Below are 25,765 nucleotides of genomic sequence, written 5' to 3'. Positions count from 1 at the left end.
GGGCCACCCGACGACCCCACACGCCGCCATCACCCACCCACCCGCCATCAAGGCGGTGCCGCACGAACTCACAACGTCGCCCAAACCGCCCAAGCTGCCCGAGCTGCCCGAGCAGACAGCGTTGCGCCGGTTGACGGCGTTGCCAGAAGCCCCCGTGTCGGCCGGGGTCACGGCGCGGGCCTGGGCGGCGGTGCCGGCCTGGGTCAGGGTGCCGGCCCAGGTCACAGTGTCGCCCGAAGTCGCCGGGTAGCCCCAAGTCACCGTGCCGCCCGTGGGCACACGGCTGCCGGTGGCCGCGGGCCCGCGCATGGTCGGCTGCAGTCACAGGCACCTCCTCGACCTCGCCACTGCCCCCAGCCGCACGCGGGAAACCGCACCCCGCACGTCGTTGACCTGCGCAGACGAGACGCACACGCCAAGCGGGGCGCTGAGCGGCAGCGGCGAGCCAGGCGGACTCGTTGAGCAGACGAGGAGCGCTTGATGGACCGCCGACAGCGGAGAAACGGCCGACCAGCACAGAGGCGCCCGTCCCGGACGGGACTCCGCTTCCCGCTTCCCGCTACCTAGAGTGCCGTGTCGCCGAGGAGGGTGAGCAACTCCCGCTCCCGCCCCGCGCTGAGCCCAGCCCGCCGGTCCCGGTCGAGCCCCTCCTCCCGCTCCCACGCCAGCAGGTCGGTGAGCAGGTCGGCCCGGGGGCGGTGGCGGAGGCCGGCGGACAGTGCGGCCTGGCCGGAACGGGACGACCAGCCCTCCCAACCCTGCTCGACCAGCCACATCGGCAGCGACTCAGGCCCCATGTACTCGGCGACGCCCTGCTCGAGCAGCCACGCCGGATCGGCGGTGACCACCGGGCCGGTGTGCCCGCCGATGGTGCGGCACAGCTCGATCCACTCGCCGAAGGGCACCTGCGGCCCGACCGTGTTGTACGTGCCGGTGGTGCCGGTCTCGGCGCAGTCGAGCAGCCAGGCGGCCAGGTCACGAGCGTCGATCACCTGGGTGGGGATGCCGGCGGAGTCGGGCACCAGCAGCGGCGCGTGCGGGTCGCGGGCGGCCCGCGCCACCCAGTAGCCGGAGCGCCCGCTGTGGTCGCCGGGCCCGCCGATCAGCCCGGCCCGCGCGATGAGCAGCCGGTCGCCCAGAACCTCGGCCGAGGCCAGCTCGCAGGCGGCCTTCGCCTCGCCGTAGAGCTCCCTGTCGGCCTCGTCGACGTCGGTCGGCTCCAGCAGCGGCGAGGACTCGTCGGCACCGGGCACCCCGTGATCGGCATAGGCGCTGACGGAGGACACGTAGACCCAGTGCTTCGCCCGCTCACCGAGGGCCGCCAAGGCGCCGCGCACCAGGCCCGGCTGCCACGACACCTCCACGACCGCGTCCCAGTCCTGGCGCCGCACCTGCTCATACGCGTCCGCGGCCCGCCGGTCCGCCGTCACCAGCGTCGTGCCGCCGGCCACGGGACCGCTCTCGCCGCGCGCCAGGCACGTCACCGCGTGACCACGCCCGGCCGCCTGCCGCGCCACCTCGCGCCCGAGCCAAGCCGTCCCGCCAAGAATGAGTACGTTCATGCGAGCACTCAATCACCTGCGACGACGAGCTGCGGGCGAGGTTCGCAGGCGGCGTAACCTCGCGTGAGGCGGAGCGGACGGCGGCGATGAGGGCGGCAGGCCGGCCTCGGGAACGAGCCAAGCCCGGCGACGTCCATGACGTCCTCCTCCACCGAACCCGCCTCAGGAACTGTGGTCGGTCTCCAGGTGGAGGCGGAGCAGGTCGGCGCCGTAGTCGTTGCCGTTGGGGGTGCGGACGACGGTGTGGATGTGCTGGCGGGTCGGCTCCCCGCCGGGGCCGCGTTCGTCGCCGTACGCGATCGGGGCCTGGGCGTCGTACTCGATGAGCACGACCGGGCTGTGCACGCGGTAGTAGAACGCGGAGTCGTCGCCGGTCTCGCCGAGCCAGCAGAAGTACGTCTCGTCCAGGTGCTCCTCGACCTCCTTCATCCGTACGGCCGCGTGCCCCTCGGCCTGGTAGCCGACGTAGACGCGGAGGAGGTCGAGCAGTTTGCCGCGTTGTTCGGGCGTGAAGCGGGACGCGGCCAGGCCGGCGTAGGGGAGGCGGAGGTTGTCGGCGCCCGCGCCCGCCTTCATGTTGGCGCCGCGCTTCACCTCCGTCGTGGAGATCACCTCGGCGCGCTGCTCCGGGGTCAGCGCGTGCAGCAGCGCGAGCCCGGCCTCGGTCTCCCTGGTGAACACGGTGACGCGCTCGCCCCGGTACGTGGCCGACGTCGGCTCTGAGCCCATGAACGTCGGCGTCATGACCACCTGGTCCTTGAGCACGAAGTAGTTGACGGCCAGGTGGTGACCCTCGAACTGGAAGCCCCAGGGCTGCGTGGCGGACGGCGTGCCCATGACCGTGAAGAAGTAGTGGCCCTCGGTGAGGCTCTCCCTGCCGCCGCCGGTCTGCTCGCCCAGGAACGCGTTGAGCTTCATGATGTTGCGGGTCTGGGTCAGCCCGTCGGCGGACAGCGCCGCCTCCAGCACCGCGTAGCCCCGGGCGCGCTGGGCCTTGGTCAGGTCGCCCATGCGGACGCCCTTGCGCTCGAAGCCGTCGAGGTTGCTCCAGGCCAGCCACTCGTCGGCGCGTACGTCGTACAGCGTCTCCCGCCGCTGCGCCGCCGGGAGCCCCTTGAGGAACGCCTTGGCCGCCTTGACCAGCGCGGCGGTGGAGACGCCCGTGGAGTGGACCGCGTACAGGTCCTCGACCACCTTGCCGTCGGTGGTCACGCCGACGAAGTCGTCGTAGGAGATCTCGCCGGGTCCCGGGGCCGCCCCGCCGGGAGGAGGCGCGCCGGAGGAGCGGGCGGCGCTGGCCGGGGCGCCGCCGGGCGAGCTGGGGGAGCAGCCGGTCATGGCCGCCACCGCGGCGGCGCCGCCGAGCAGCAGCGCCCGGTTCAGCAGCCAGCGGCGGGAACGTTCGGTCTCGGGGTCGCGCGCAGTGTGTCCGTGCATGGGTCTCAACGTCTACCAGGCGAATGAGGGAAGGGTGAACAGAGCGGGCCAGGTCGGCGTCCCGATCCTACGAGCCGGCGAGGCCGGCGGTCCCGATCCGGTGAGGTCGGCGTGACGATGCGGCGGGCCCACGGGGTCAGCGGCCCGAGGCGGCGAGGCGTACGCGGCAGGCCAGTTCGACGGAGAAGCGCACGTCCGGCGCGGTGAGGTCGAGCCCGAGCGTCTGCTCGATCCGCCTGACGCGGTAGTTGACCGCGTTGGCGTGCAGGTTGAGCTCCGCGCCCGCCCGCGCCAGCGAGTTGCGGTGGCCGAGGTAGGCGACCAGGGTGCGCATGGCGATCGCCGCGCGTTCGGGGCCGAGCGCGTCGAGGGGGGCCAGGATGTCGTCCAGCAGCGACCGGTTCAGCGGTGAGGCGTAGAAGTCGAGCAGCACCCGGCGCAGCCCGGTGACGTCGGTGACCTCGATGCCGCCCGCCCGGCCGCCCGCGACGGCCGCGTCGGCGGCGATGTGCGCCTCCGTCGCGGACTGCCGCAGCCCGGCCGCGCCGCTCTGCGGCGTGCCGAGCCCCACGGTGAACGCCCACTCCTCGCCCGCGACAGAGCGGGCATGGGCGGCCACGGCCTCCATGACGTCGCGCAGCCGCCGCTGGTGGTCGGCGGCGCCGGTCTCCTCCGAGGCCACCATGACGATGTCGTCGTGGAAGGTGGCCAGGTGCCACACCTCGTCGCGCCGGTCCACGAGTTGCAGCGCGTGCAGCTCGACGGAGGACGCGAGCACGGCGGGCGGGCGCTGCTCCGGGTCGTCGCGGTGGGTGGGGATGAGCCAGGCGACCGCGTGGGACAGCGACACCGGCAGCCCGGCGCGGGTGGCCTCGATGGCGAGCCGGTCGATGCGCGAGGACTCGGCGAAGACGAGCTCGATGATGAGGTCGGCGCGCGAGCGTACCGGCCCGAACCTGGCCTGGAGCTGCCGTTGCAGGATGCGGGAGAGCATCGCGGCGATCACCGGGAGCGCCACCGTGACGGAGGCGTCGTCGCGGTCGGCGACCAGGCGCCCGACCGGCACCTCGCCCACGCAGACGGCGTGCGGCTCCGACCACGGCACGCCGGGGTCCTCGACGAGGGTGAGCCGGGCGCCGAGCGCCGCGCCGACCTCGTCGAGCACGGCCTCCATCGGCCGCCCCGGCGACTCTCCGGCTGCCTCCGTGGCCCGCGCGATGGCGTATTCGGCTCTGGACAGCGCCTCCTCGGCGCCGCCGCGGATCGCCCGGTCGAGCAGCACCGCCAGCTCGGACGGCGTCACCGCGCTCATCAGCACCGGCAGCCCGCCGCGCTCGGCGAGCGCGCGGGCGGTCTCGGCGATCGGGAAGTCGCCGGCGAACACGATGCCGGCGCAGCGCGCGCCGATGGCGTGTCTGATGGCGATGTCCACCTGGTACGGCCGCGGCACCGCCCCGTGCGGCATGGCCACGATCACCAGCCGGCCCGGCGACGCCTGCCGCAGGTCGTCCTTGGCCACGATCTGCACGCCCGACACTCCGACGCCCTCGGGATCGCCCGCGACGCACCGGATGCCCATTCTGTCGCCCTGGGCGACGATGTCCGCCAGGCTGGCTTGTTCCATGAGCACAGTGTGGCGTGTTTCTCTGGGTGCTTGGCACATTGTTGGGTTTGACCGGGCTCCCTAGCCTCAAGACATGCCCGACCAGGACCTGCCTACCGGAGGCGGCGGCGCGCCCGTGCACCCGCCCGCCGCCACGACCACGACCGCGCTCCCGCCCGCCGGAACCGCCGGAACCGCCGGAACCGCCGCGACCGCCAGGACCGCCGCGCCCGCGCGCCTGCGCGAGATCGCCGTGGACGACGTCGCCGCCCTCGCGGCCGGCGCCGCCATCTTCGGCACGGGCGGCGGAGGCGCCGTCCAGACCGAGCAGATGGCCGTCGCGGCGGCGATCGAGAAGCACGGCCCGGTGCCCGTCGTCACCGTCGGGGAGCTCACCGAGGACGACGCCGTGATCGTGCTGTCGGCGATCGGGGCGCCGTCGGTCGGCATCGAGATGCTGCCCGCCGAGGGCCAGACGGAGACGATCGTCCGCGAGGTCGAGCGGATCACGGGCCGCCCGATGACGGCGGTGATGGCGGCCGAGATCGGCGGCAGCAACGGCGTGGCCCCGGTGGGCTGGGCGGCGGGGATGGGGCTCAAGGTCCTCGACGCGGACGGCATGGGCCGCGCCTTCCCCCAGGGCACGATGATCTCGATGAACGTCGCCGGGCTGCCGAGCGAGTTCGCCGTCATGGCCGACACCATCGGCAACGTCTCGGTGCTGCGGACGATCAACCTCGCCTGGCTGGAACGCCACGCCCGCGCCATCACCGTGGCCAGCGGCGCGATCTCGCTCGGCGCCCACTACGTGCTCACCGCCGAGACCGCTCCCGGCGCCGTCATCGAGGGCACGGTGAGCCGCGCCGTCCAGGTCGGCCGCCGCCTGCTCGCCGCGTCCGAGCCCGTCCCGGAACTGGCCGCCGAACTGGCCGCCACGGTCGTCGTCTCGGGCAAGGTGATCGACGTCGAGCGCAACACCGAGGGCGGCTTCACCCGCGGGTCGGTGACCGTCGAGGGCGTCGGCGCCGACCGCGGCCGCCTCACCCGGGTCGAGATCCAGAACGAGAACCTGGTGATCATCGAGGACGGCGTCGTCGTCGCCAGCGTCCCCGACCTCATCACCGTGGTCGACTCCGAGACCGGCGAGGCGATCTCCACCGAGCTGCTCCGCTTCGGCCAGCGGGTCAGCGTGCTGGCGTGGGCGTGCGACCCGCTGTGGCGCACCGAGCGCGGCCTGGAGCTGACCGGCCCCAGGGCGTTCGGATACGACCTCGACTACGTCCCGTTCGACGGAGGACGCCGATGAGCACCCGCACCGACCCGTCCGTCGGAGGACGCCGATGAACGCCCGCACCGACCTGTCCGTCGGCATCGACGTCGGCGGCACGAACACCGACGCCGTGGTGATCTCCCCGTCGGGCGAGGTCATCGCCTGGACGAAGAGCGCCACCACCGGCGACGTCACCGCGGGCATCAGGTCGAGCCTGGCCGCCGTGCTGGACCAGCTCGGCCCCGACCGGGGCGCGGTCTCGCGGGTGATGCTCGGCACCACGCACGCGACGAACGCGATCGTGCGCCGCCGCGACCTGGGCCGGGTCGCCGTGATCCGGCTCGGCGCGCCGGCCTCCACCGTCTACCCGCCGCTCGCCGGCTGGCCGGCCGACCTGCGCCAGGCGGTCCTGGCCGGGTACGTACTGGCCGGCGGCGGGCACCTCGTGGACGGCTACCCCATCGCCGAGCTGGACCGCGACGCCGTCCGCCGGCTGCTCGACGAGCTGGACGGCCGTTTCGACGCGGTCGCCGTGTGCGGCATCTTCAGCCCGTCCTTCCCCGAGCAGGAGCTGGAGGTGGAGGCGCTCGTCCAGGACCACGTGGGCGTGGACGTGCCGATCTCCCTGAGCAGCGAGATCGGGGCGCTGGGCCTGCTCGAACGCGAGAACGCGACCGTGCTCAACGCCGCCCTCTACGCGGTGGCGCGCGACATCACCTCCGCGCTCACGACCGTCGTCGTCGAGCACGGCCTGGACGCGGCCACGTTCTTCGCGCAGAACGACGGCACGTTCATGGCCGTCGAGTACGCCGCCCGCTACCCCGTGCTGACGATCGGCTCCGGCCCCGCGAACTCGATCCGCGGCGCGGCCGCCCTGTCCGGCGCGGACGACGCCATCGTCATCGACGTCGGCGGCACCACCAGCGACCTCGGCGTCCTGGTCGGCCGCTTTCCCAGGGAGTCGACGCTGCCGCGAGAGGTCGGCGGCGTACGGACGAACTTCCGCATGCCGGACATCCTCAGCCTCGGCGTCGGCGGCGGCACCATCGTGGACGTGGCCGCGGGCACGCCGGGCACCGACTCGGTCGGTTACCGCATCGCGGAGGAGGCGCTGCTGTTCGGCGGCTCCACCCCGACCCTCACCGACGCGGCGGCCACGGCCGGCGCGGTCGTGGCGGGCCGGGAGCTGCCGCCGCTGGACCGGTCCGTTCGCAAGGGGCTGGCCGAGGCGCTGGCCGTCGCGCACGACCGGATCGAGTCGGCCGTCGAGCGCATGTCGCTCGGGCGCACCGGGCTGCCGCTGGTGGTCGTCGGCGGCGGCGAGTTCCTCGTCCCCGACCGGGTCCTCGGCGCCAGCGAGGTCGTCCGGCCGGAACGCGGCGCGGTCGCGAACGCGGTCGGCGCCGCGATCGCCCTCGCGGGCGGCCGGGCCGACCGGCTGTGCGCCGTCGCCGACCGCGTGGCCGCCATCGAGGAGGCCAGCAAGGCGGCGATCGACAAGGCCGTGCAGGCGGGGGCCGACCCCGCCCGCGTCGAGGTCATCGACGTGCTGGAGACGCCGGTGACGTACGTGACGCAGCCCACGCTCAAGGTCGCGGTCAAGGCCGCGGGGCCGGTGGCCCACATCGGACGGAAGGAACCAACATGAGCAGACACGGCAGGGCGTCCGCGACCGTCGCCGTCATCCTGGCCGCGACCGGCCTGACGGCGTGCGGCTCCGGGCAGAGCGGCGGCTCCGGCGACCCGGGCGGGCAGGCGGAAGCCGGTACGCACGTCTCCGGCGGCGTCTTCGTCAAGGCGATCTCCGCCGACCCCGGCCACCTCGACCCGCTGACCGGGGTCTCCCTGGCCGCCCGCGAGATGGTCGGCTACGCCTACGAGTCGCTCGTCTACTCCACCCCGGACGGGAAGTTCGAGCCCTGGCTGGCCACCCGCTGGGAGCTGGGCGACAAGAAGATCACCTACACCCTGCACGACGGCGTCACCTGCTCAGACGGCAAGCCGTTCACCGCCCAGACGGCGGCCGACAACATCAACTACCACGCCGACCCCGAGCACGCGACCTTCTACTACGGCTCGCAGATCCACAAGGGCGTCTCGGCCGAGGCGGAGGGGAACACGCTCACCGTCACCACCAAGGAGAACGACCCCTTCCTGCTCGCCAACACGGGGACGATCGAGATGGTGTGCGGGGCGGGCCTCGCCGACCCCGCGAAGCTCAAGACCACGACCGACGGCACCGGCCTGTACGCCCTGGGCGGCTCGACCCCCGGCGCCACGTACACCTACGCCAAGCGCAAGGGCTACACGTGGGGCCCGAAGGGCGTCACGAGCGAGACGAAGGGCCTGCCGGACAGCCTGGAGATCCGCGTGGTCACCGACGAGAGCACCGCGGCCAACCTGCTGCTGTCCGGCGAGATCAACGCGGCCGTCGTCCTCGGCACCGACCGCAAACGTCTCGACGGCGCGAAACTCGGCTCGGTCGGCGTGCGCAACCCGGTCGGCGAGATGCTGTTCAACGAGCGCGCCGAGCGCCCCACCTCCGACCCGCTCGTCCGCCAGGCCCTCGTCACGGCGCTCGACCGCAAGGCGATCGGCGACGTGGTGAGCGACGGCTCCGCGATGGACTCCCGGTCATTGGTGGTCAAGAACCCGCTCCTGTGCGTGGCCGGCGGCCCGAAGTGGACGCTGCCCGCCACCGACCTGGCCAAGGCCGGATCCCTGCTCGACCAGGCCGGCTGGCGGCTCGGCGCGGGCGGCAAACGGGAGAAGGACGGCAGGCCGCTGACCGTGAAGTTCATCTACGACGCGGCCACGGGTACGCACGCCCCCGCCGCCGAGCTGGTCCAGCAGACCTGGGACAAGCTCGGCGTCACCACCAGGCTCTCCGCGAACGATGCCAACGCCTGGTCGGAGCAGCTGTTCCAGACGTTCGACTGGGACACCGGCTTCGTCCAGATCGCGCCCGGCGGCCCGGTCACGGTGAGCACGTTCTTCGCCGGGGCGACCCCCGACAAGGGCGGCAACAACTTCATGTTCGTCGACAACCCCGAGTACGAGGCGCTGGCGAAGAAGGCCGCCACCGCCACGCCGGAGACGACGTGCGACCTGTGGCAGCAGGCCGAGGCCGCGCTCGTCGAGCGCACCGACGTGTTCCCGCTGGCCGACAACGAGCAGCGCACCTACCTGTCCGGGGTCGAGCTGGAGCAGCCGAACTTCGTCGCGCCCACCACGATCAGGATGCTGGGGTGACACCATGGCGATCTCTCCGGCCACCCCCACCGGGCCCACACCCGCCGGACCGGCCACCGGGCCCGATCCGGCGCGCCGGGGGGATCGTCACGCCCTGCCGCGGCTGTCGCCCCGCGCCTCGTTCGTGCTGCGCCGCCTCGGCCGGGCGCTGGTCTCGCTCGCCGTCGTCGTGGTCGCCACGTTCCTCGTCGTGCACCTCGTGCCCGGCGACCCCGTCCGCGCCGCGCTCGGCCCCAGCGCGACCCCCGAGCTGGTCGAACGCACCCGGGCGGAGCTGGGTCTCGACCAACCGGCCTGGCGGCAGTTCACCGGCTACCTGAGCGGCCTGCTCCACGGCGACCTCGGCGTCTCGCTGCGGTCCCACCGTCCCGTGGCCGCCACGCTCGCCGACCGGTTCCCCACCACGCTCGTCCTCTCCCTGCTCGCCTTCCTCGTCGCCGCGCTCGGCGCCGTGCCCATCGGCGTCGCCACGGCGGTCGCGGCGCGCGGCGGGCGCGGGCGCGCGGCCGGCGCCGGGGTCTCCTGGGCGCTCAGTGGCCTGATCGCGATCCCGAACTTCCTGCTCGCCGTCGGCCTCATCGCGCTGTTCGGCGTCACGCTGAACGCGCTGCCCGTGGCCGGATGGGGCGGGGCCGCCCAGGCCGTGCTGCCGGTCGCCGCCCTGGCCGTCGGGCCCCTGGCCTACCTCGCCCGGATCGTGCACGTGGAGATGCTGGCCGTGCTGGAGACCCCGTACATGACGACCGCGCGCGGCAAACGGCTGCCCGCGCGCCTGCTCTACCTGCGGCACGCGCTGCCCAACATGATCACCGCCGCGCTCACGACCGGAGGGCTCATCCTCACCGGGCTCGTGGCCGGCACCGTGCTCATCGAGGCCGTGTTCGTGATCCCCGGGCTCGGCTCGACGATCGTCTCGTCGATCACGGCGAAGGACTATCCGATGATCCAGGGGGTCGTCCTCGTCTACGCCGTGCTCGTCCTCGGCCTCAATCTGCTCATCGACCTGGTTCTGGCCACCCTCGACCCCCGTTCGTCGATCATGGAGGGCTGACATCGTGCGCTCCGGCCTCCCGCGCGGGCTGCGCGGCCCGCAAGGCGTCGTGACCGTTCTCGGCGCGCTCGCGCTGCTGCTCGTCATCGTGCTCGCGCCGTACGTGTGGGGCGACGCCGCCACCGCGACCTCCGTGGCCGACCGCGTCCAGGGGCCGAGCGCCGCCCATCCGTTCGGCACCGACGACCTCGGCCGCGACGTCCTGGCCCGCGTGCTCATCGCGGCCCGGCTGTCGGTGCTGCTCGCGCTCGGGGCCACGGCCGTCGCCGTGAGCGGCGGGATCGTGCTCGGCGTCGTCGCGACCGTGCTGCCCCGCCCGCTGCGGCGGCTGGTCAGCGCGTTCATCGACATCCTGCTGTCGTTCCCGTGGCTGCTGCTCGCGCTGTTCTTCTCCGTGATCTGGGGCGCCACCGCGAGCGGCGCCATGCTGGCCGTGGGGTTCGCGGGGGTGCCGTCGATCGCGCGGCTGACGTACACGCTGGCCTCCTCCGTGACCGGGCGCGACTTCGTCCGGGCCGCCAGGATCGTCGGCGTCGGGCCGGCCGGCGTCGTCGTCCGCCACGTGATCCCCAACATCGCGCCGCCGATGCTGGTCAACACCGCCGCGTACGCCTCCACCGCGCTGCTGTCCTTCGCCGGGCTGTCGTTCCTCGGCCTGGGCGTGCAGGCCCCCGGCTTCGACTGGGGCCGGCTGCTGCGCGAGGGGATCGCGCGCATCTACGTCAACCCGATGGCGGCGCTCGGCCCCGGCATCGCGATCGTCCTCACGGGCCTGATCCTCAACGCGATCGGCTCGCTGACCGGCGAGTCCGCCTCCAAGACGCCCCTGCGGCCCCGGGCGAGCAAGGCACGCGCACGGGCCGGGGCCGGCGATCCTGAGGCGCTCGTGGAGGTCGAGGACCTGCGCGTCAGCTTCCCCGACCGGCAAGGACAGCTCATCGAGCGGGTACGCGGCGTGAGCCTGACCATCCGGCCCGGGGAGACCGTCGGCATCGTCGGCGCCTCGGGGTCGGGCAAGTCCGTCACCGCCATGGCCGTCGCCGGCCTGCTCGGCCCCGAGGCCGCGATCGACGCCACCCGGCTCAGCTTCCAGGGCATCGACATGACCGCCGCGCCGCGCGCCGCCGACCGCCGCAGGCTCGGCCTGGAGCTGGCCGTGGTCTTCCAGGATCCGCTCACCTCGCTCAACCCCTCGCTCACGGTCGGCCGGCAGCTCACCGAGGTGAGCCGGACCCACGACGGCGTCCCCAGAGCGGCGGCCCGGCGCCGGGCCAGGGAGGTGCTCGCCTCGGTCGGGATCGCGCGGCCCGAGCGCCGCGCCCGCCAGTACCCGCACGAGCTGTCCGGCGGCATGCGGCAGCGGGCCATGATCGGGATGGGGCTCATGGGCCGGCCGCGGCTGGTCATCGCGGACGAGCCGACGACCGCGCTCGACGTGACCGTGCAGCGCCAGGTGCTGCGCGTGCTGCGCGACGCGCGGCGGCGGACCGGCAGCGCCATCCTGTTCATCTCCCACGACATCGCGCTGGTCAGCGGGTTCTGTGACCGGGTGCTGGTGATGAAGGACGGGCAGATCGTCGAGGAGGTGGCCGCGGCGCGGCTGGACGAGGCGCGGCACCCGTACACGCGGGCCCTGGTGGCGTGCGTCCCGCACATGGGCACCGACCGAACCCGCCCGCTGCCCGTCATCGACGAGAGCGGCGGCGTCGCCGAGGAGGCGCGAGCGTGAGCACTCTCGAATTCACCGGCACGACCGTGCGTTACGGGCACGGCGCCGGCGCGCACGTCGCCGTGGACGGCGTGGACCTCACCGTCGCCTCGGGTGGCGTCCACGGGCTCGTCGGCGAGTCGGGCTCGGGCAAGTCCACCCTGGCCGCCGCGGCGGTGGGACTCGTCAGGCCCGTGGCCGGCACCATCCGGCTGGACGGCGCCGACATCGCCGGGAGCTCCGCCGCCGCGCGCACCGCCCGCAGGCGCGTCCAGCTCGTCTTCCAGGACCCGTACGCGGCGCTCGACCCCAGGATGCCCGTCGGCGCCTCGATCGCGGAGGCCATGCGCGCCACCGGCCGCCGCCTGTCCAGGGCGGACAGACAGCGCAGGGTCGAGGAGCTGCTGGGCCTGGTCCACCTCGACCCGAAGCGGGCCGGCGACCTCCCCTCGGCCTTCTCCGGCGGCCAGTGCCAGCGCGTCACCATCGCCAGGGCGCTGGCCGCCGAGCCGGACGTCGTCATCGCCGACGAGATCACCTCCGCGCTCGACGTCTCCGTGCAGGGCGTCGTGCTCAACCTGCTCCGCGAGCTGCGCGCCGAACTGGACCTGACCATCCTGTTCATCTCGCACAACCTCGCCGTCGTCCGGTACGTGTGCGACACCGTGAGCGTCATGCGGCACGGCCGGATCGTGGAGTCGGGGGAGACCGAGAGCGTGCTGTCCGCGCCGGCGCACCCGTACACGCGCGAGCTGCTGGCCGCCGTGCCGGTCATGGGGGAACCGTTCGACCGGGAGGGGGCGGTCTGACCGCCGCGTGAGGAGGCAGCGGCGGCGGTCCGACCCGCCGCGTGAGGAGGCAGGAAACGTGCGCGACGACATCTCCGCGCGGTCGGCGGCGCTGGCCACCGTGCTCGGCGCCGTCACCGGCGACGCCGCCGTCAGCCCGCGCGACCTCGGCGCCGCCCTGGAGACGCTGGGCGTGCCCGCCCCGCGCCAGGAGCAGGCGCGCGAGCACGTCCACCGGGCCCGCGGCGAGCACGTACGGCTGCGCCGCCGTGAGCATGAGCTGGCCGCCCTGTTCTCCAGCGCCCGCGAGCTGGCCGCCGCGCGCGACGGGAAGGCCCTGCTCGAACGGCTGGTCCAGCGGGCCCACGAGATCCTCGGCTGCGACGTGACGTACCTGTCGGAGTACGACGCGCGCACCAGGGAGCTCAACGTGCGCGCCACCGCCGGCGCCTACAGCGGCGAGTTCCGCCACCTGAACGTGCCCGCGGGCTTCGGCCTGGCCGGCGAGGTCATCGGGCTGCGGATGCCCCGCTGGGTGCCGCGCTACAGCGAGTACCTGGCGGACCGCCGCGTCCCGGACATCGACCGGGCGGTCGAGCTGGAGGGCGTCGTCTCCATCCTGGGCGTGCCGATGGTGTCCGGCGGCGACGTGCTCGGCGTGCTGTTCGTGGCGACGCGCGAGGAGCGCTCGTTCACCCCCGAGCAGATCGCGCTGCTGTCGGCGCTGGCCGACCACGCCTCCGTCGTCCTGCGGACCGCGCACACGCTGCGCGACCTGTGGCGTTCCGAAGAGGAGGCGCGCGCGGCGCTGGAGCGGCTCACCGAGCACCTGGCCGAGCGGGACCGCGCCGGCGCGGTGCACCGGGAGCTCATCCAGGTCGTGCTGGACGGCGGCGGGTTCGGCCAGCTCGTGCGGGCGCTCTCCTCGGCCCTCGGGCGCGGCGTCACCGTGATCGACGCGGAGGACCGCGTCATCGCCGCGTCGGGGCCGGCCGCGCCGTTCATGAGCGAGCGGGCGGGCGGCCCGGTGGAGCTGACCCCGCCGGTCCTGGCCGCAGTCGCGGCCGGCGCGCGGACGGGCCGCTGCCAGGTGCTCGCCGGAGCGGATCGCGAGGTGGCCGCCGTGGGCGCGATGCGGGCGGGGGCGCAGGACTTCGGGGCGCTGCTGTTCGGCCCTGGTGACTTCGAGCTGGGCCCGGTCGACCGCCGTACCATCGAGCGCGCCGCGCAGGTGTGCTCCCTGCTGGAGCTGCAGCAGCAGGCCGTGGCGCGGGCCGAGGGCCGGCTGCTCACCGACCTCGTCGCGGACATCCTGGACGGGCAGCCCGGACGCCGCGACGATCTGGAGCGCCGCGCCCGCGCGTTCGGCGTCGAGCTCTCCCGGCTCGACACCGTGCAGCTCTACGTCGTCCCCGCCGGGCGGCGGGCCCGCGCACTGGCGGCGGCGCGGCGGTGCGTCGGCGCGGCCGGGCTGGCCGGGCTGAGCCACGAGGCCGTGGTGGTGCTGCTCGACTCGCGCCGGCCCGGTGTGGGCGCGCCCGCCGTCAGGGAGCACATCGCCCGCCACGCCGGCGGCCCGGTCCTCGCCGTGGTCCCGCCGCCCGATGAGCCGGCCCGCGCCGGGACCGGTGACCCGGTCGAGGCGGCGGTGGCGGGCCTCGTCACGCGCTTCACGCTCGCCCTGCGCACCAGCCGTCTGCTCGCGGTGTTCGGGGTGGACGACGAGGTGGCCGGCACCGACGACTACCTCCCGTACGTGAGCGTGTTCGACGCCGACGCCCGCTCGCTGACCTCGTTCGTGACCCGGCTGATCGGCCCTGTACTCGACTACGACGCCGAACGCGGCACCGAGCTGGAGGCCACCCTGCGCGCCTTCGCCCGCTGCAACGCCAGCCCCACCAGGGCCGCCAGGATGCTCGGCTTCCACCCCAACACGATCCTGCAGCGCCTCGAACGCCTCGACGCCCTGCTCGGCCCCGGCTGGCGCGAGGACGACCGCTTCTTCCGCATCTCCCTGGCCGTCCGCCTGCGGGAGCTGATGAGCGCGGCCAGTGGTCAAGCCGGCGGGGCATCGTCACACGAACAGCCGGGCGGGCTGGGGTGAACACCCATGGCCCGGCCGGGCAGGCGCGTCCTACGTTGACGGGACCAGCGGCGTCGCGTGGTGATCGGTCCCGCGGCGCGCCCACCGGACGACGAGGAGCACACGTGGCGGTCAACAGCCGGATCTCCGGGTTCAAGGACAGGAGCGTCGCCGAGCGGCGCGCCCTGGTGGCGGACGGCGCGGGCGTGGCGGCCGCCGCGCTCAGCGCGCTCGACACCGGCGGCCTCGCCCTGGACCAGGCCGACCACATGATCGAGAACGTCGTCGGCACGATCGGGTTGCCGCTCGGCGTGGCCACCAACGTGAAAGTGAACGGGCGCGACCGCCTGGTGCCGATGGCCACGGAGGAGCCGTCCGTGGTGGCCGCCGCGAGCAACGCCGCGCGGATCGCCCGCGTCCACGGCGGCTTCCACGCCTCGGGGAGCGGCCCGGTGATGATCGCCCAGATCCAGGTCGTGGACGTGATCGACCCGCACGGGGCGCGCAACCGCGTCCTGGAGGCCCGCGAGGAGATCCTGGCGCTGGCCGACGCCCAGGACCCCGTGCTCGTCCGGCTCGGCGGCGGCGCCCGCGACCTGACCGCCCGCGTCCTCCCGACCCGCGCCGGCCCCCAGGTGATCGCCCACCTGCTGGTGGACGTGCGCGACGCCATGGGCGCCAACGCCGTCAACACGATGGCCGAGGCGATCGCGCCGGTGCTCGCCGAGCGCGCGGGAGGCCGGCCGCTGCTGCGCATCCTGAGCAACAAGGCCGACACCCGGCTCGTCCGGGCGCGGGCCGTCTTCGACGCGGAGCTGCTCGGCGGCCCGCGGGTGGTGGACGACATCGTGGCGGCCTCGGCGTTCGCGGAGGCGGACCCGTACCGCGCCGCCACTCACAACAAGGGCATCATGAACGGCATCAGCGCCGTCGTCCTCGCGACCGGCAACGACACCCGGGCCGTCGAGGCGGGCTGCCACGCGCACGCCGCCCGCGACGGCGCCTACACCGCCCTGTCGCGCTTCGAGAAGGACCGCGACGGCAACCTCACCGGCACGCTGGAGGTGCCGATGCCGGTCGGCCTCGTCGGCGGGGCCACCCGCGCGCACCCGGTGGCGCAGGCGGCCGTCAAGATCCTCGGCGTCACCTCGGCGGCGGAGCTGGCCGAGGTCATCGTCTCCGTCGGCCTGGCCCAGAACCTGGCCGCGTGCCGAGCCCTGGCCGCCGAGGGCATCCAGCACGGGCACATGCGGCTGCACGCCAGGACGGTCGCGGCCACCGCCGGCGCCACCTCCGAGGAGGTGCCGCGGGTCGCGGAGCGGCTGGTCCGGGACGGGAAGATCCAGGAGGAGTACGCCCGCGAGGTGCTGGCGTCGCTGCGGGGTGAACGCGCGTGAGCACCCCGCCCCGCGAACGCTGGCGGCCCCGGCCGATCGTCGAGCGGATGGAGCGGGCCCCGGAGCGGGTGCGGATCTACGAGGTCGGGCCGCGCGACGGACTGCAGGCCGAGCCGGCCGTCATCCCGGCCAGGACGAAGATCGAGCTGTGCCGCCGCCTCGCCGCGGCCGGGCTGCGCGACATCGAGGCGACGAGCTTCGTCCCGCCGTCGTGGATCCCGCAGCTGACCGACGCCGCCGAGGTGCTGCCCGCCCTCGCCGACCTGGACGGCGTGCGTACGGTCGCGCTCGTGCCCAACCGGCGCGGCCTGGACCGGGCCGTCGAGGCGGGAGCCCGGCACGTCGCCGTGGTCGCGAGCGCGACGGAGAGCTTCGCCCGCGCCAACCTCAACGCGGCCAGGCAGGCGGCGCTCGACACCGCCACGGAGGTGACGCGGGCGGCGCGTGAGCAGGGGCTCGGGGTGCGCGGCTACGTCTCGATGGCGTTCGGCGACCCCTGGGAGGGGCCTGTGGACCGCGCCGTGGTGGCCGCCACCGCCGCCGCGCTCCTCGCGGCCGGCTGCTCGACCGTCGCGCTCGGGGACACCATCGGCGTCGCCACACCCGGCCACGTCCACGCGATCGTGCGCGACCTGGCCGCGCTCGGCGTCCCCGCCGGCGACCTCGCGCTGCACCTGCACGACACGTACGGGCAGGCGCTGGCCAACGTCGTCGCCGGGCTCGACGCGGGCGTGCGCGAGTTCGACTCCTCGGTCGGCGGGCTGGGGCGCTGCCCGTACGCGCGCGGCGCGACCGGGAACCTGGCCACCGAGGACCTGGTCTGGCTGCTGCACGGCATGGGGATCGCGACCGGGGCCGACCTGGACGCGCTGGCCGGCGTGTCGCGCTGGATCGGCGCGCAACTGGGCCGCGCCGGGCTGCCGTCCCGGGTCACCACCGCACTCGCCGCCGCAGTCCCCGCCGCTGGGCGATGACGACACGACATCAGGGAGAGAGAGTGACCGCTGACATCATTCCAGGGCTTCCGGAGCAGCCGGGCGCGCTGTCCGGGGTCGTGGTGCTCGACCTGTCCCGCGTGCTCGCCGGGCCGTACTGCGGGCAGATCCTGGCCGACTTCGGGGCGACCGTGATCAAGGTGGAGAACCCGAGGGACCCCGACGTCACGCGCGGCTTCCCGCCGTACGTGCGGGCGGGGGAGCGGGAGCTGAGCGGCTACTACGCCCAGTACAACCGCGGCAAGCTGACCATCACGCTCGACCTGTCCACCGAGGCGGGCCGCACGGCGCTCAAGGACCTGGCCGCCAGGGCGGACATCCTCGTCGAGAACTTCCGCCCCGGCACCATGGCCAAGCTCGGCGTCGGCTACGAGACCCTCGCCGAGGTCAACCCGCGCCTGGTCTACACGGCGATCTCCGGATACGGGCAGACGGGCTCGCGCAGCCGGCGGCCCGCGTTCGACAGCACCGCGCAGGCGGCCGGCGGGCTGTGGTCGATGAACGGCGACCCGGGCGGCCCGCCCGTCCGGGTCGGCACCGTGCTCGGCGACCTGGCCGCGACCCTCTTCGCCGTCACGGGCACGCTGCTGGCGCTGCGCCACGCCGAAGGCACGGGGCAGGGGCAGCTCGTGGACGTCGCCCAGGTGGACAGCGTCATCGCGCTCACCGAGAACGCCGTCGTCAACTACACGGTGGACGGCGACGTCGCGCGGCACACCGGCAACCGGCATCCGTGGGTGCGGCCGTACGAGCTGTTCCCCTGCCGGGACGGACACGTGTTCTTCGGCGCCTACACCGACAAGTTCTGGCGGCTGGCGTGCGAGCTGTTCGGCGAGCCCGGCCTGGCCGCCGACCCCGAGATCGACACCATGCGCAAGCGCTTCGACGAGGACGTCTACACGCGCCGCGTGCGGCCCGTCATCGCGCGGTGGCTGGCCGGGCGCACGGGGGAGGAGCTGGAGCGGATGGCCGGGGAGGTGCTGCCGCTCACGGTGGTCAAGTCCATCAAGGACGTGGTCGAGGACCCGGGGACCGCCGAACGCGACATGGTGGTGAGCGTCGATCATCCGGGCTTCGGTCCGGTGCGGATGTTCGGTCAGCCGATCAAGCTGAGCGCCACACCGGCGGACGTCGGCCGCCCGGCGCCGGAGCTCGGCCGGGACACCGAGGTCGTCCTGGGCGCGCTGGCCGGCTACGACCCCGACAAGATCGCCGCCCTCCGCGCCGCCGGCGCGATCTGAGGCCGGGGATGACGGACACGAACGGGCCGGCGCGAGGTGAGACGCCGGGGATGACGGGCACGAGCGGGCCGGCGCGATCCGAGGCGCCGGGGACGGACACGAACGGGCTGCTGTTGCGCGACGCCCGCCGCTACGGCGGCGACACCCTCATCGACGTGCACGTGCGCGACGGGCGGATCGTCGCGGCCGGTCCGGCCGGCACGGTGCCCGCACCCGGCGCCGAGCCGGTGAGACTCGACGGGCGCCACCTCGGGCCCGGCCTGTGGGACGAGCACGTGCACTTCACCCAGTGGGTGGTCCAGAGCCGCCGCGTGGACCTGTCCGGCGCGGCCGGCGCCGCCGAGACCGCCGCCCTGGTCCGCGCGGCGCTCGCCCGCACGCCCGTGCCCGCCGGGGGAGTCCTGTCCGGGTACGGCTTCCGCGACGCGCTCTGGCCCGACCGGCCCACCCTGCGCGCCCTCGACGAGGCCGCCCCCGGCACACCTGTCGTGCTGGTCAGCGGCGACCTGCACTGCGGCTGGATCAACTCGGCCGCCGCCGCCCGGATGGGCGTGACCGTGGACGAGTCGGGGGTGCTGCGCGAGGGCGACTGGATCGGCTCGCCCGGCCTGGACGCGGAGGGCTCGCTGACGGCGGCCGACTACCGCGACGCGGCGCGGGCGGCGGCCCGGCGCGGGGTCGTCGGCATCGTCGACTTCGAGCACGCCGACAACGTGCGGCTGTGGCCCGAGCGGGTGGCCGAGGGGGTGACGAGCCTGCGGGTGGAGGCGTCCATCTGGCCCGACCGGCTGGACGACGCCCTCGCGCGGGGCCTGCGGACCGGCGCGCCCCTCGACCGCGGCGGGCTGGTCACCGTCGGCCGGCTGAAGGTCGTCGTGGACGGCTCGCTCAACACCAGGACCGCGCTGTGCTGGGACCCGTACCCGGGGCTCGATCCGGGCAACCCGCACGCGTGCGGCGTCGAGAGCTACACCGTCGGAGAGCTGCGCGACCTGCTCACCCTGGCCTGGCCCGGCGGCATCGAGGCCGCCGTGCACGCCATTGGAGACCGGGCGAACACCCAGGTCGTCGACGTGTTCGAGGAGCTGGGGCGGCCGGGGGTGATCGAGCACGCGCAGCTCGTCCGGGCCGGGGACTTCGCCCGCTTCGCCCGGCTCGGGCTCGTGGCCAGCGTCCAGCCCGAGCACGCCATGGACGATCGTGACGTCGCCGACCGGCTGTGGGAGGGGCGGACGGGCCGCGCCTTCGCCTTCGCCTCGCTGCACGAGGCCGGGGTCGCCCTGCGGCTCGGCTCCGACGCCCCCGTCGCGCCGCTGGATCCGTGGCAGGCCGTCGCCTCCGCGATCAGCCGCAGCCGCGGCGAGCGCGAGCCGTGGCATCCGGAGCAGCGCCTGCCGCGCGGCGTGGCCCTCGCCGCCGCCTCCCGCGGGCGGACCGGCTTCGCCCCCGGCGACCCCGCCGACCTGGTCGTCCTCGACCGCGACCCGGCCACCGCCGACCGCGACGAACTGCGCACGATGCCCGTCGCGGGCACCCTCCTCGCCGGCCACTGGACCTGGAGAAACCTGTGACCGCCGACCCGCACGGGAGAGTCGCCCCGTGACCGGCATCTTGCGCGGAAGGGCCCCGCGATCATCATCCAGACCGACGTCCCGCACGGGAGGAGCCCTGTGAGCACGATCACCAGGACCGACACCATTCGCCTGTGGCCCGCGCGGGCCTATCGGGACACCTTCGCGCCGGACGACCCCGAGCCGGTCGAGGGCGGGGCGTTGCCGCCAGGCCGGCACGGGCTCTACTTCCTGCCCGACCTCGGTCTTGACGCGCTGCGTCCCGACGGCACCCCGGCCCGTGACGGCGTCGTGCCGGACATCGACCTGCCGCGCCGCCTGTTCGCGGGGGAGGAGATGACCTTCCACCGCCCGATCCGCTACGGCGAGACGCTCGATCTGACCGCCACGCTCGACCGGATGGACGACAAGCGGGGCCGCAGCGGCAGGCTCGTGTTCGTCACGATCGCCAGGACGATCGGCGGACCGGACGGGCCCGCCGTGACCGTACGCCAGCACGACGTCTTCCTCGGCCCCACCGCCCCCGCCCGTCCCCAGCCGGGCCCCGGCCCGGCCGAGCTGACCTGGGACGAGCCGCTCGATCTGGGCCCCGTGCACCTGTTCCGCTACTCCGCGCTGACCTACAACAGTCACCTCATCCACTACAACGACCCGTGGACCCGCGAGGTGGAAGGGCAGCCTGGCCTGCTCGTCCACGGCCCGCTCACCAGCATGCTGCTGCTCGACCTCGCCCTGCGCCGCAATCCGGGCCGTACCCCGGCGACGTACTCCATGCGCGCCCTCGCCCCCGTCCACCTCGGGACCCCCGTCAGGCTGGCCGGCCGGCCCGAGCCGGACGGGGCGCGGCTGTGGGTGCTCGACGCCGACGGCGGCGCGCTCGTCAGCGCCGAGGTGCGGTTCGCCTGATTCACCCCCGTATTCCGGCTTCGTGAACGGTGGTCTAAGGTTCGGAACATGCCCGATCCGGTGGCCGAGCCGGGCGTCACCCGCATGGCGGCCCCGGCCTCGCCGACCTCCTGACAGCGGAGATCCTTCGTGTACCTCATGCGCATCGGCCCGCCCGGCGCCGAGAAGCCCGTCGTCCGCGTGGACGACACCCACTACGTGGACGTCTCCGACGTCACCCCCGACTTCGACGAGAGGTTCTTCGCCGCGGGCGGCCCCGCGCTGCTCGCCGAGCGGGTGGCGACCGGGGAGCGCCGCGCGTTCGCCGGTGAGCGGATCGGCGCGCCGATCGCCAGGCCGCACCAGATCCTGTGCATCGGGCTCAACTACAGCGACCACGCCGCCGAGACCGGTCAGGCCGTGCCGGACGAGCCGATCCTGTTCACCAAGCCGCCCAACACCCTCGTCGGCCCGTACGACGACGTGCGCATCCCGCGCGGCTCCACCAAGCCGGACTGGGAGGTGGAGCTGGGCATCGTCATCGGCCGGCGTACCTCCTACCTCGACTCCGTCGAGGAGGCCGGCGCCGCCATCGCCGGCTACTGCGTGGTCAACGACGTCAGCGAGCGCGCCTTCCAGATGGAGCGCGGCGGCCAGTGGAGCAAGGGCAAGTCGGCCGAGACGTTCAACCCGGCCGGGCCGTGGCTGGTCACTCCCGACGAGATCGCCGACGTACGGAACCTGGGCATGTGGCTGGACGTCAGCGGCACCCGCCGCCAGACCGGCAGCACCGCGACGATGATCTTCGACCCGTATTTCCTCGTCCACCACCTGAGCCAGTTCATGGTGCTGGAGCCGGGCGACCTGATCAACACCGGCACCCCGCCCGGCGTCGGCATGGGTCACAAGCCGCAGATCTGGCTCCAGCCCGGCGACGTGATGGAGCTGGGCATCGACGGCCTGGGCAGCCAGCGTCAGCGGGTCGTGGGGCCCCGCTAGGTGCGCGCCCTCGTCATCACCGGTCCTGGCGAGGCCGCGGTGCACGACGTCGAGCCGCCGGTCGCCGGGGCCGGGCAGGTCGTCGTGGACGTGGAGCGGGCCGGGGTGTGCGGCACCGACGTCGAGCTGTTCACCGGCGAGATGAGCTACCTGCGCACCGGCCGCTCCTGGTACCCGCTGCGCCCCGGCCACGAGTGGTGCGGGATCGTCACGAGGGTCGGCGCGGGCGTGGAGCGCCGCTGGCTGGGCCGCCGGGTCACCGGCGACACCATGCTCGGCTGCGGGGACTGCGCGCGCTGCCTGGCCGGCCGCCACCACGTGTGCGCGGACCTGGCCGAGATCGGCATCAGCCGCGGCTTCGCCGGAGCGCTGGCCGAACGGATCGCCGTGCCGGTCACGGCCCTGCGCCCGCTGCCCGCCGAGCTGGATCCGGCGCTCGGCGCGCTGGTGGAGCCGGGCGGCAACGCCGTGCGGGCCGTCGAGGCCGCCGGGCTCGGCCGGGGAGGGCGGCTGCTGATCCTCGGCACCGGCACGATCGGCCTGCTGGCGGCGCTGTTCGCGCGAGCCAGGGGGATCGAGACGCACCTGATGGGCCGCGACCGGCAAGGGCTGCGCCTGGCCGCCACGCTCGGTTTCGCCGGCGTCTGGACCAGGTCCGAGCTGCCGCCCCTCGCCTGGGACGCGGTCGTGGACGCCTCCAACGCGCCCGAGTTACCCGCGCTCGCCGCCGACCTCGTCGAACCGGCCGGGCGCGTAATCTACATCGGCCTGGCCGGCACGCCGAGCACCCTCGACACCCGTGACCTGCTGCTCAAGGACGTCACCGCCGTCGGTATCCTGGGCGGCTCGGCCGGACTGGCCGCGGCGGCCGCCGCCTACGCCGACGGCTCGGTGGACGCCCGGCCGCTGGTGGCCACCACGGTCGGCCTGGCCGAGACCCCCGGCATCCTGGCCGGACACCGCCCGCCCGCCGCCGGCCCCGGCCCCAAGATCCACATAGACCCGCGCCGCTAGGCCGGAGGCTTCCACAACCCCGCGCCCGGTGGGCCGGAGTTCGGCGCGGATCGTGCCGATGAAAGAGTAGGAAACGTGATGAACGCGCCGGATCCCGCAGTCCTGGCCACGGTGGAGGCCGCCGTGCCGGGTATCGCCCGTACCCGGGCCGGCGACCGGCTCGGCATGGCCCACGACGCCTCCCACTACCTGCTCACCCCGCAGGCCGTCCTGGTCCCGGAGAGCGCCGAGCAGGTCGCCGCGCTGCTGCGGACGGGCCTGCCGCTCACCTTCCGCTCCGGCGGCACCAGCCTGAGCGGGCAGGGCGTCAGCGAGCACCTGCTGGTGGACACCCGGCGGCACTTCCGCGGCATCGAGGTGCTGGACGAGGGCGAGCGCGTCCGTGTCCAGCCCGGCGCGGTGCTGCGGCAGGTCAACGCCCGCCTGGCCCCGTACGGCCGCAAGCTCGGCCCCGACCCGGCCAGCGAGTCGGCGTGCACGATCGGCGGCGTGGTGGCCAACAACTCCAGCGGCATGACCTGCGGCACGCACGCGAACACGTACCGGACCCTGGAGTCGATGACGGTCGTGCTGCCCAGCGGCACCGTCGTCGACACCGGCGCCCCCGACGCAGACGAGCGGCTGCGGGCGCTGGAGCCCGCGCTCGCCGACGGGCTGGCCCGGCTGCGCGACCGCGTGCGCGGCGACGCCGAGTCGGTGCGCCGCATCACCGCCCAGTTCTCGCTCAAGAACACCATGGGGTACGGCCTCAACAGCCTCCTCGACCACGACTCGCCCGCGCAGATCCTCGCCCATCTGATCATCGGCAGCGAGGGCACGCTCGGCTTCGTCGCCGAGGCGGTCTTCCGCACGGTCCCCGCGCACCGCCTGGCCGCCACCGGCCTGCTCGTGCTGCCGACGCTGCGCGCGGCGATGGCCGCGATGCCCGAACTCGTCGCCGCCGGGCCGGCCGCGGTCGAGCTGCTGGACGCCGAGTCGCTGCGGGTGGCCCAGGCCGACCCCAAGGCCGACGACGTGCTGCGCTCCCTCGACGTCGCCGGGCACGCCGCGCTGCTGGTCGAGTGGCAGGAGTCCGACGCAGACCTGCTCACCGAGCGCGAGCGGGCCGCCGAGCGGGCGTTCGCCGGGCTGCCCCTGTCCGTCCCCGCCCGGCTCGGCAGGCAGGCCGGTGTCAGGGCCGCGCTGTGGCACATCCGCAAGGGTCTGTACGCCTCCGTGGCCGGCGCCCGGCCCAGCGGCACCACCGCCCTGCTGGAGGACGTCGCCGTTCCCGTACCCGTCCTCGCGGACCTGTGCGACGACCTCACCGAGCTGTTCGCCAAGCACCGCTACGAGCGCAGCGTCATCTTCGGCCACGCCAAGGACGGCAACCTGCACTTCATGCTGAACGAACGCTTCGGCACCGAGCTGCAGCGTTACGCCGACTTCACCGAGGACATGGTCGAGGCCGTGCTGGGGCGCGGCGGCACGCTCAAGGCCGAGCACGGCACCGGCCGCGTCATGGCCCCGTTCGTCCGCCGCCAGTACGGCGACGAGCTCTACGACGTCATGCGCGAGATCAAGCGCCTGTGCGACCCGGCGGGCACGCTCAACCCCGGCGTCGTGCTCACCGACCGTGACGACGCCCACCTGCGCGACCTCAAGCGGGTCGTCACCGTCGAGCCCGAGGTCGACCGCTGCGTCGAGTGCGGCTACTGCGAGCCCGTCTGCCCCAGCCGCGACCTGACCACCACCCCGCGCCAGCGCATCGTGCTGCGTCGTGAGATGGCCGCCGCCGAGGCGGCCGGCGATCACGCCCTGGCCCGCGCGCTGGAGGAGGACTACGGCTACGACGCCGTGGACACCTGCGCCGTGGACGGCATGTGCGCCACCGCCTGCCCCGTCCTGATCAACACCGGCGACCTGACCAAACGCCTGCGCGCCGAGCGGCACGGCCGGGCCGCGAAGAAGGGCTGGAACAGCGCCGCCAGGCACTGGGACGGACTCACCCGCGCGATGAACCTGGCCCTGGACGCCGCCGCCGCGACCCCGCCCGCCCTCCCCGAGGCCGGCAGCCGGGCCGCCCGCGCGCTGGCCGGCTCGGAGACGGTCCCGCAGTGGAGCCGCGACCTGCCCAAGGGCGGCACCAGGCGCCGCCCGGTCCCCGCCACCGACCCCGACGCCGTCTACCTCCCGTCCTGCCTGAACACCATGTTCGCCCCCGCCGGCGACGGGCCCGGCGTCATGACCGCCTTCCAGCGCCTGGCCGAGCGGGCCGGCGTCACGCTGCGCGTGCCCGCCGAGGTCGCCGGGCTGTGCTGCGGCACCCCCTGGTCGTCCAAGGGGTACGCCGATGGCCACGCGACGATGGCCGGGCGCGTCCGCGACGCCCTCGCCCGGGCCACCCGCGACGGCCGCGTCCCGGTCGTCACCGACGCCGCCTCCTGCACCGAGGGGTACGCCCACCTCGTCCCCGACCTGAAGGTGCTGGACGCCGTCGCCTACACCGCCGAGCACCTCCTGCCCCGGCTTCCCGCCGCCCGCCGGCTGCCGTCCCTGGCCCTGCATCCCACCTGCTCCTCCACCCGGCTGGGCCTGGATACGGCTATCGACAGCATCGCGCGGGCCGTGGCCGACGAGGTGGTGATCCCGGAGGGCTGGCAGTGCTGCGCCTTCGCCGGGGACCGCGGCCTGCTCCACCCCGAACTCACCGCCTCCGCCACCCGGGCCGAGGCCGCCACCGTGACGGCCGGGGACTTCGCCGCCCACGCCTCGGTCAACCGGACGTGTGAGTTCGGTATGACCCGCGCCACCGGAAAGCCGTACCAGCACCTCCTGGAACTCCTCGACCAGGCCACCACCGGCTCCTGACCGCCTTCACCGGGTCCGGGGGCCGAGGTCGTTCAGGCGGTCACCGGATGGAAGCCGCG

Annotated in this window: 19 protein-coding genes; 16 read left to right on the top strand and 3 right to left on the bottom strand. The window is 74.4% G+C overall.

Annotated elements, in window-relative coordinates; translation table 11 throughout:
• Nucleotides 1-55 precede the first annotated feature (55 nt).
• Nucleotides 56-250, top strand: coding sequence for a hypothetical protein (locus OIE67_RS32060; RefSeq protein ID WP_326627467.1), 195 nt, complete (start codon nucleotides 56-58; stop codon nucleotides 248-250).
• 313 nt (nucleotides 251-563) lie between these two features.
• Here the strand turns inward: OIE67_RS32060 and OIE67_RS32055 are convergent, their stop codons facing one another.
• From OIE67_RS32055 to OIE67_RS32045, 3 genes are all read right to left on the bottom strand, one after another.
• The gene (locus OIE67_RS32055; protein ID WP_326627465.1) at nucleotides 564-1,562 is read right to left on the bottom strand and encodes an NAD-dependent epimerase/dehydratase family protein; all 999 of its coding nucleotides are present in this window, start codon (nucleotides 1,560-1,562) and stop codon (nucleotides 564-566) included.
• Nucleotides 1,563-1,724: 162 nt separating this feature from the next.
• Nucleotides 1,725-2,999 (bottom strand): DUF3500 domain-containing protein, encoded by a 1,275-nt coding sequence (locus OIE67_RS32050; RefSeq protein WP_326627463.1) that lies wholly within the window; start codon nucleotides 2,997-2,999, stop codon nucleotides 1,725-1,727.
• A 136-nt stretch (nucleotides 3,000-3,135) separates the two neighbouring features.
• Nucleotides 3,136-4,623 (bottom strand): helix-turn-helix domain-containing protein, encoded by a 1,488-nt coding sequence (locus OIE67_RS32045; protein WP_326627461.1) that lies wholly within the window; start codon nucleotides 4,621-4,623, stop codon nucleotides 3,136-3,138.
• Nucleotides 4,624-4,696: 73 nt separating this feature from the next.
• Here OIE67_RS32045 and OIE67_RS32040 point away from each other — a divergent pair, with 73 nt between their 5' ends.
• The 15 genes from OIE67_RS32040 to OIE67_RS31970 all read left to right on the top strand — a co-directional run bounded on the left by OIE67_RS32040 (nucleotide 4,697) and on the right by OIE67_RS31970 (nucleotide 25,706).
• Nucleotides 4,697-5,908, top strand: coding sequence for a DUF917 domain-containing protein (locus OIE67_RS32040; protein WP_326627460.1), 1,212 nt, complete (start codon nucleotides 4,697-4,699; stop codon nucleotides 5,906-5,908).
• Between the two features lie 34 nt (nucleotides 5,909-5,942).
• Nucleotides 5,943-7,520, top strand: a complete 1,578-nt coding sequence (locus OIE67_RS32035; protein WP_326627458.1) for a hydantoinase/oxoprolinase family protein — start codon at nucleotides 5,943-5,945, stop codon at nucleotides 7,518-7,520.
• Nucleotides 7,517-9,124, top strand: coding sequence for an ABC transporter substrate-binding protein (locus OIE67_RS32030; RefSeq protein ID WP_326627456.1), 1,608 nt, complete (start codon nucleotides 7,517-7,519; stop codon nucleotides 9,122-9,124). Before OIE67_RS32035 ends, OIE67_RS32030 begins: the two co-directional genes overlap by 4 nt.
• A 4-nt stretch (nucleotides 9,125-9,128) precedes the next feature.
• Nucleotides 9,129-10,175 carry an ABC transporter permease gene (locus OIE67_RS32025; RefSeq protein WP_106245675.1) on the top strand — a complete coding sequence of 349 codons (1,047 nt, stop codon included), beginning with the start codon at nucleotides 9,129-9,131 and terminating at the stop codon, nucleotides 10,173-10,175.
• A 4-nt stretch (nucleotides 10,176-10,179) separates the two neighbouring features.
• Complete coding sequence (locus OIE67_RS32020) at nucleotides 10,180-11,904, top strand: dipeptide/oligopeptide/nickel ABC transporter permease/ATP-binding protein (protein ID WP_326627453.1); 1,725 nt, start codon at nucleotides 10,180-10,182, stop codon at nucleotides 11,902-11,904.
• Entirely contained in the window at nucleotides 11,901-12,692 is a 792-nt protein-coding gene (locus OIE67_RS32015; protein WP_326627451.1) for an ABC transporter ATP-binding protein, read from the top strand. The genes OIE67_RS32020 and OIE67_RS32015 overlap by 4 nt, the downstream gene beginning before the upstream one ends.
• A 58-nt stretch (nucleotides 12,693-12,750) precedes the next feature.
• Complete coding sequence (locus OIE67_RS32010; RefSeq protein ID WP_326627449.1) at nucleotides 12,751-14,775, top strand: helix-turn-helix domain-containing protein; 2,025 nt, start codon at nucleotides 12,751-12,753, stop codon at nucleotides 14,773-14,775.
• 104 nt (nucleotides 14,776-14,879) lie between these two features.
• The gene (locus OIE67_RS32005) at nucleotides 14,880-16,151 is read left to right on the top strand and encodes a hydroxymethylglutaryl-CoA reductase, degradative (protein ID WP_326627447.1); all 1,272 of its coding nucleotides are present in this window, start codon (nucleotides 14,880-14,882) and stop codon (nucleotides 16,149-16,151) included.
• Nucleotides 16,148-17,125, top strand: a complete 978-nt coding sequence (locus OIE67_RS32000; protein ID WP_326627445.1) for a hydroxymethylglutaryl-CoA lyase — start codon at nucleotides 16,148-16,150, stop codon at nucleotides 17,123-17,125. Before OIE67_RS32005 ends, OIE67_RS32000 begins: the two co-directional genes overlap by 4 nt.
• Nucleotides 17,126-17,148: 23 nt before the next feature.
• On the top strand, nucleotides 17,149-18,387 hold the full coding sequence (locus OIE67_RS31995; protein WP_326627443.1) for a CaiB/BaiF CoA transferase family protein: 1,239 nt from the start codon (nucleotides 17,149-17,151) through the stop codon (nucleotides 18,385-18,387).
• 50 nt (nucleotides 18,388-18,437) lie between these two features.
• Nucleotides 18,438-19,958, top strand: coding sequence for an amidohydrolase (locus OIE67_RS31990; RefSeq protein ID WP_326627441.1), 1,521 nt, complete (start codon nucleotides 18,438-18,440; stop codon nucleotides 19,956-19,958).
• Nucleotides 19,959-20,057: 99 nt separating this feature from the next.
• A complete protein-coding gene (locus OIE67_RS31985; protein ID WP_326627439.1) occupies nucleotides 20,058-20,864 on the top strand; it encodes an FAS1-like dehydratase domain-containing protein in 807 nt (268 codons plus the stop codon).
• Between the two features lie 129 nt (nucleotides 20,865-20,993).
• Nucleotides 20,994-21,842 (top strand): fumarylacetoacetate hydrolase family protein, encoded by an 849-nt coding sequence (locus OIE67_RS31980; RefSeq protein WP_326627437.1) that lies wholly within the window; start codon nucleotides 20,994-20,996, stop codon nucleotides 21,840-21,842.
• Nucleotides 21,843-22,856 (top strand): zinc-dependent alcohol dehydrogenase, encoded by a 1,014-nt coding sequence (locus OIE67_RS31975; RefSeq protein WP_326627435.1) that lies wholly within the window; start codon nucleotides 21,843-21,845, stop codon nucleotides 22,854-22,856. It begins immediately after the preceding gene.
• A 78-nt stretch (nucleotides 22,857-22,934) separates the two neighbouring features.
• Nucleotides 22,935-25,706, top strand: coding sequence for an FAD-binding and (Fe-S)-binding domain-containing protein (locus tag OIE67_RS31970; protein ID WP_326627434.1), 2,772 nt, complete (start codon nucleotides 22,935-22,937; stop codon nucleotides 25,704-25,706).
• The last annotated feature ends 59 nt before the right edge of the window (nucleotides 25,707-25,765 follow it).

Source organism: Nonomuraea fuscirosea (genome assembly GCF_035917475.1).
Classification (GTDB): domain Bacteria; phylum Actinomycetota; class Actinomycetes; order Streptosporangiales; family Streptosporangiaceae; genus Nonomuraea; species Nonomuraea fuscirosea.
The sequence above is the reverse complement of the archived record's forward strand: the minus strand, read 5'-3'. Positions and strand labels throughout refer to the sequence as shown.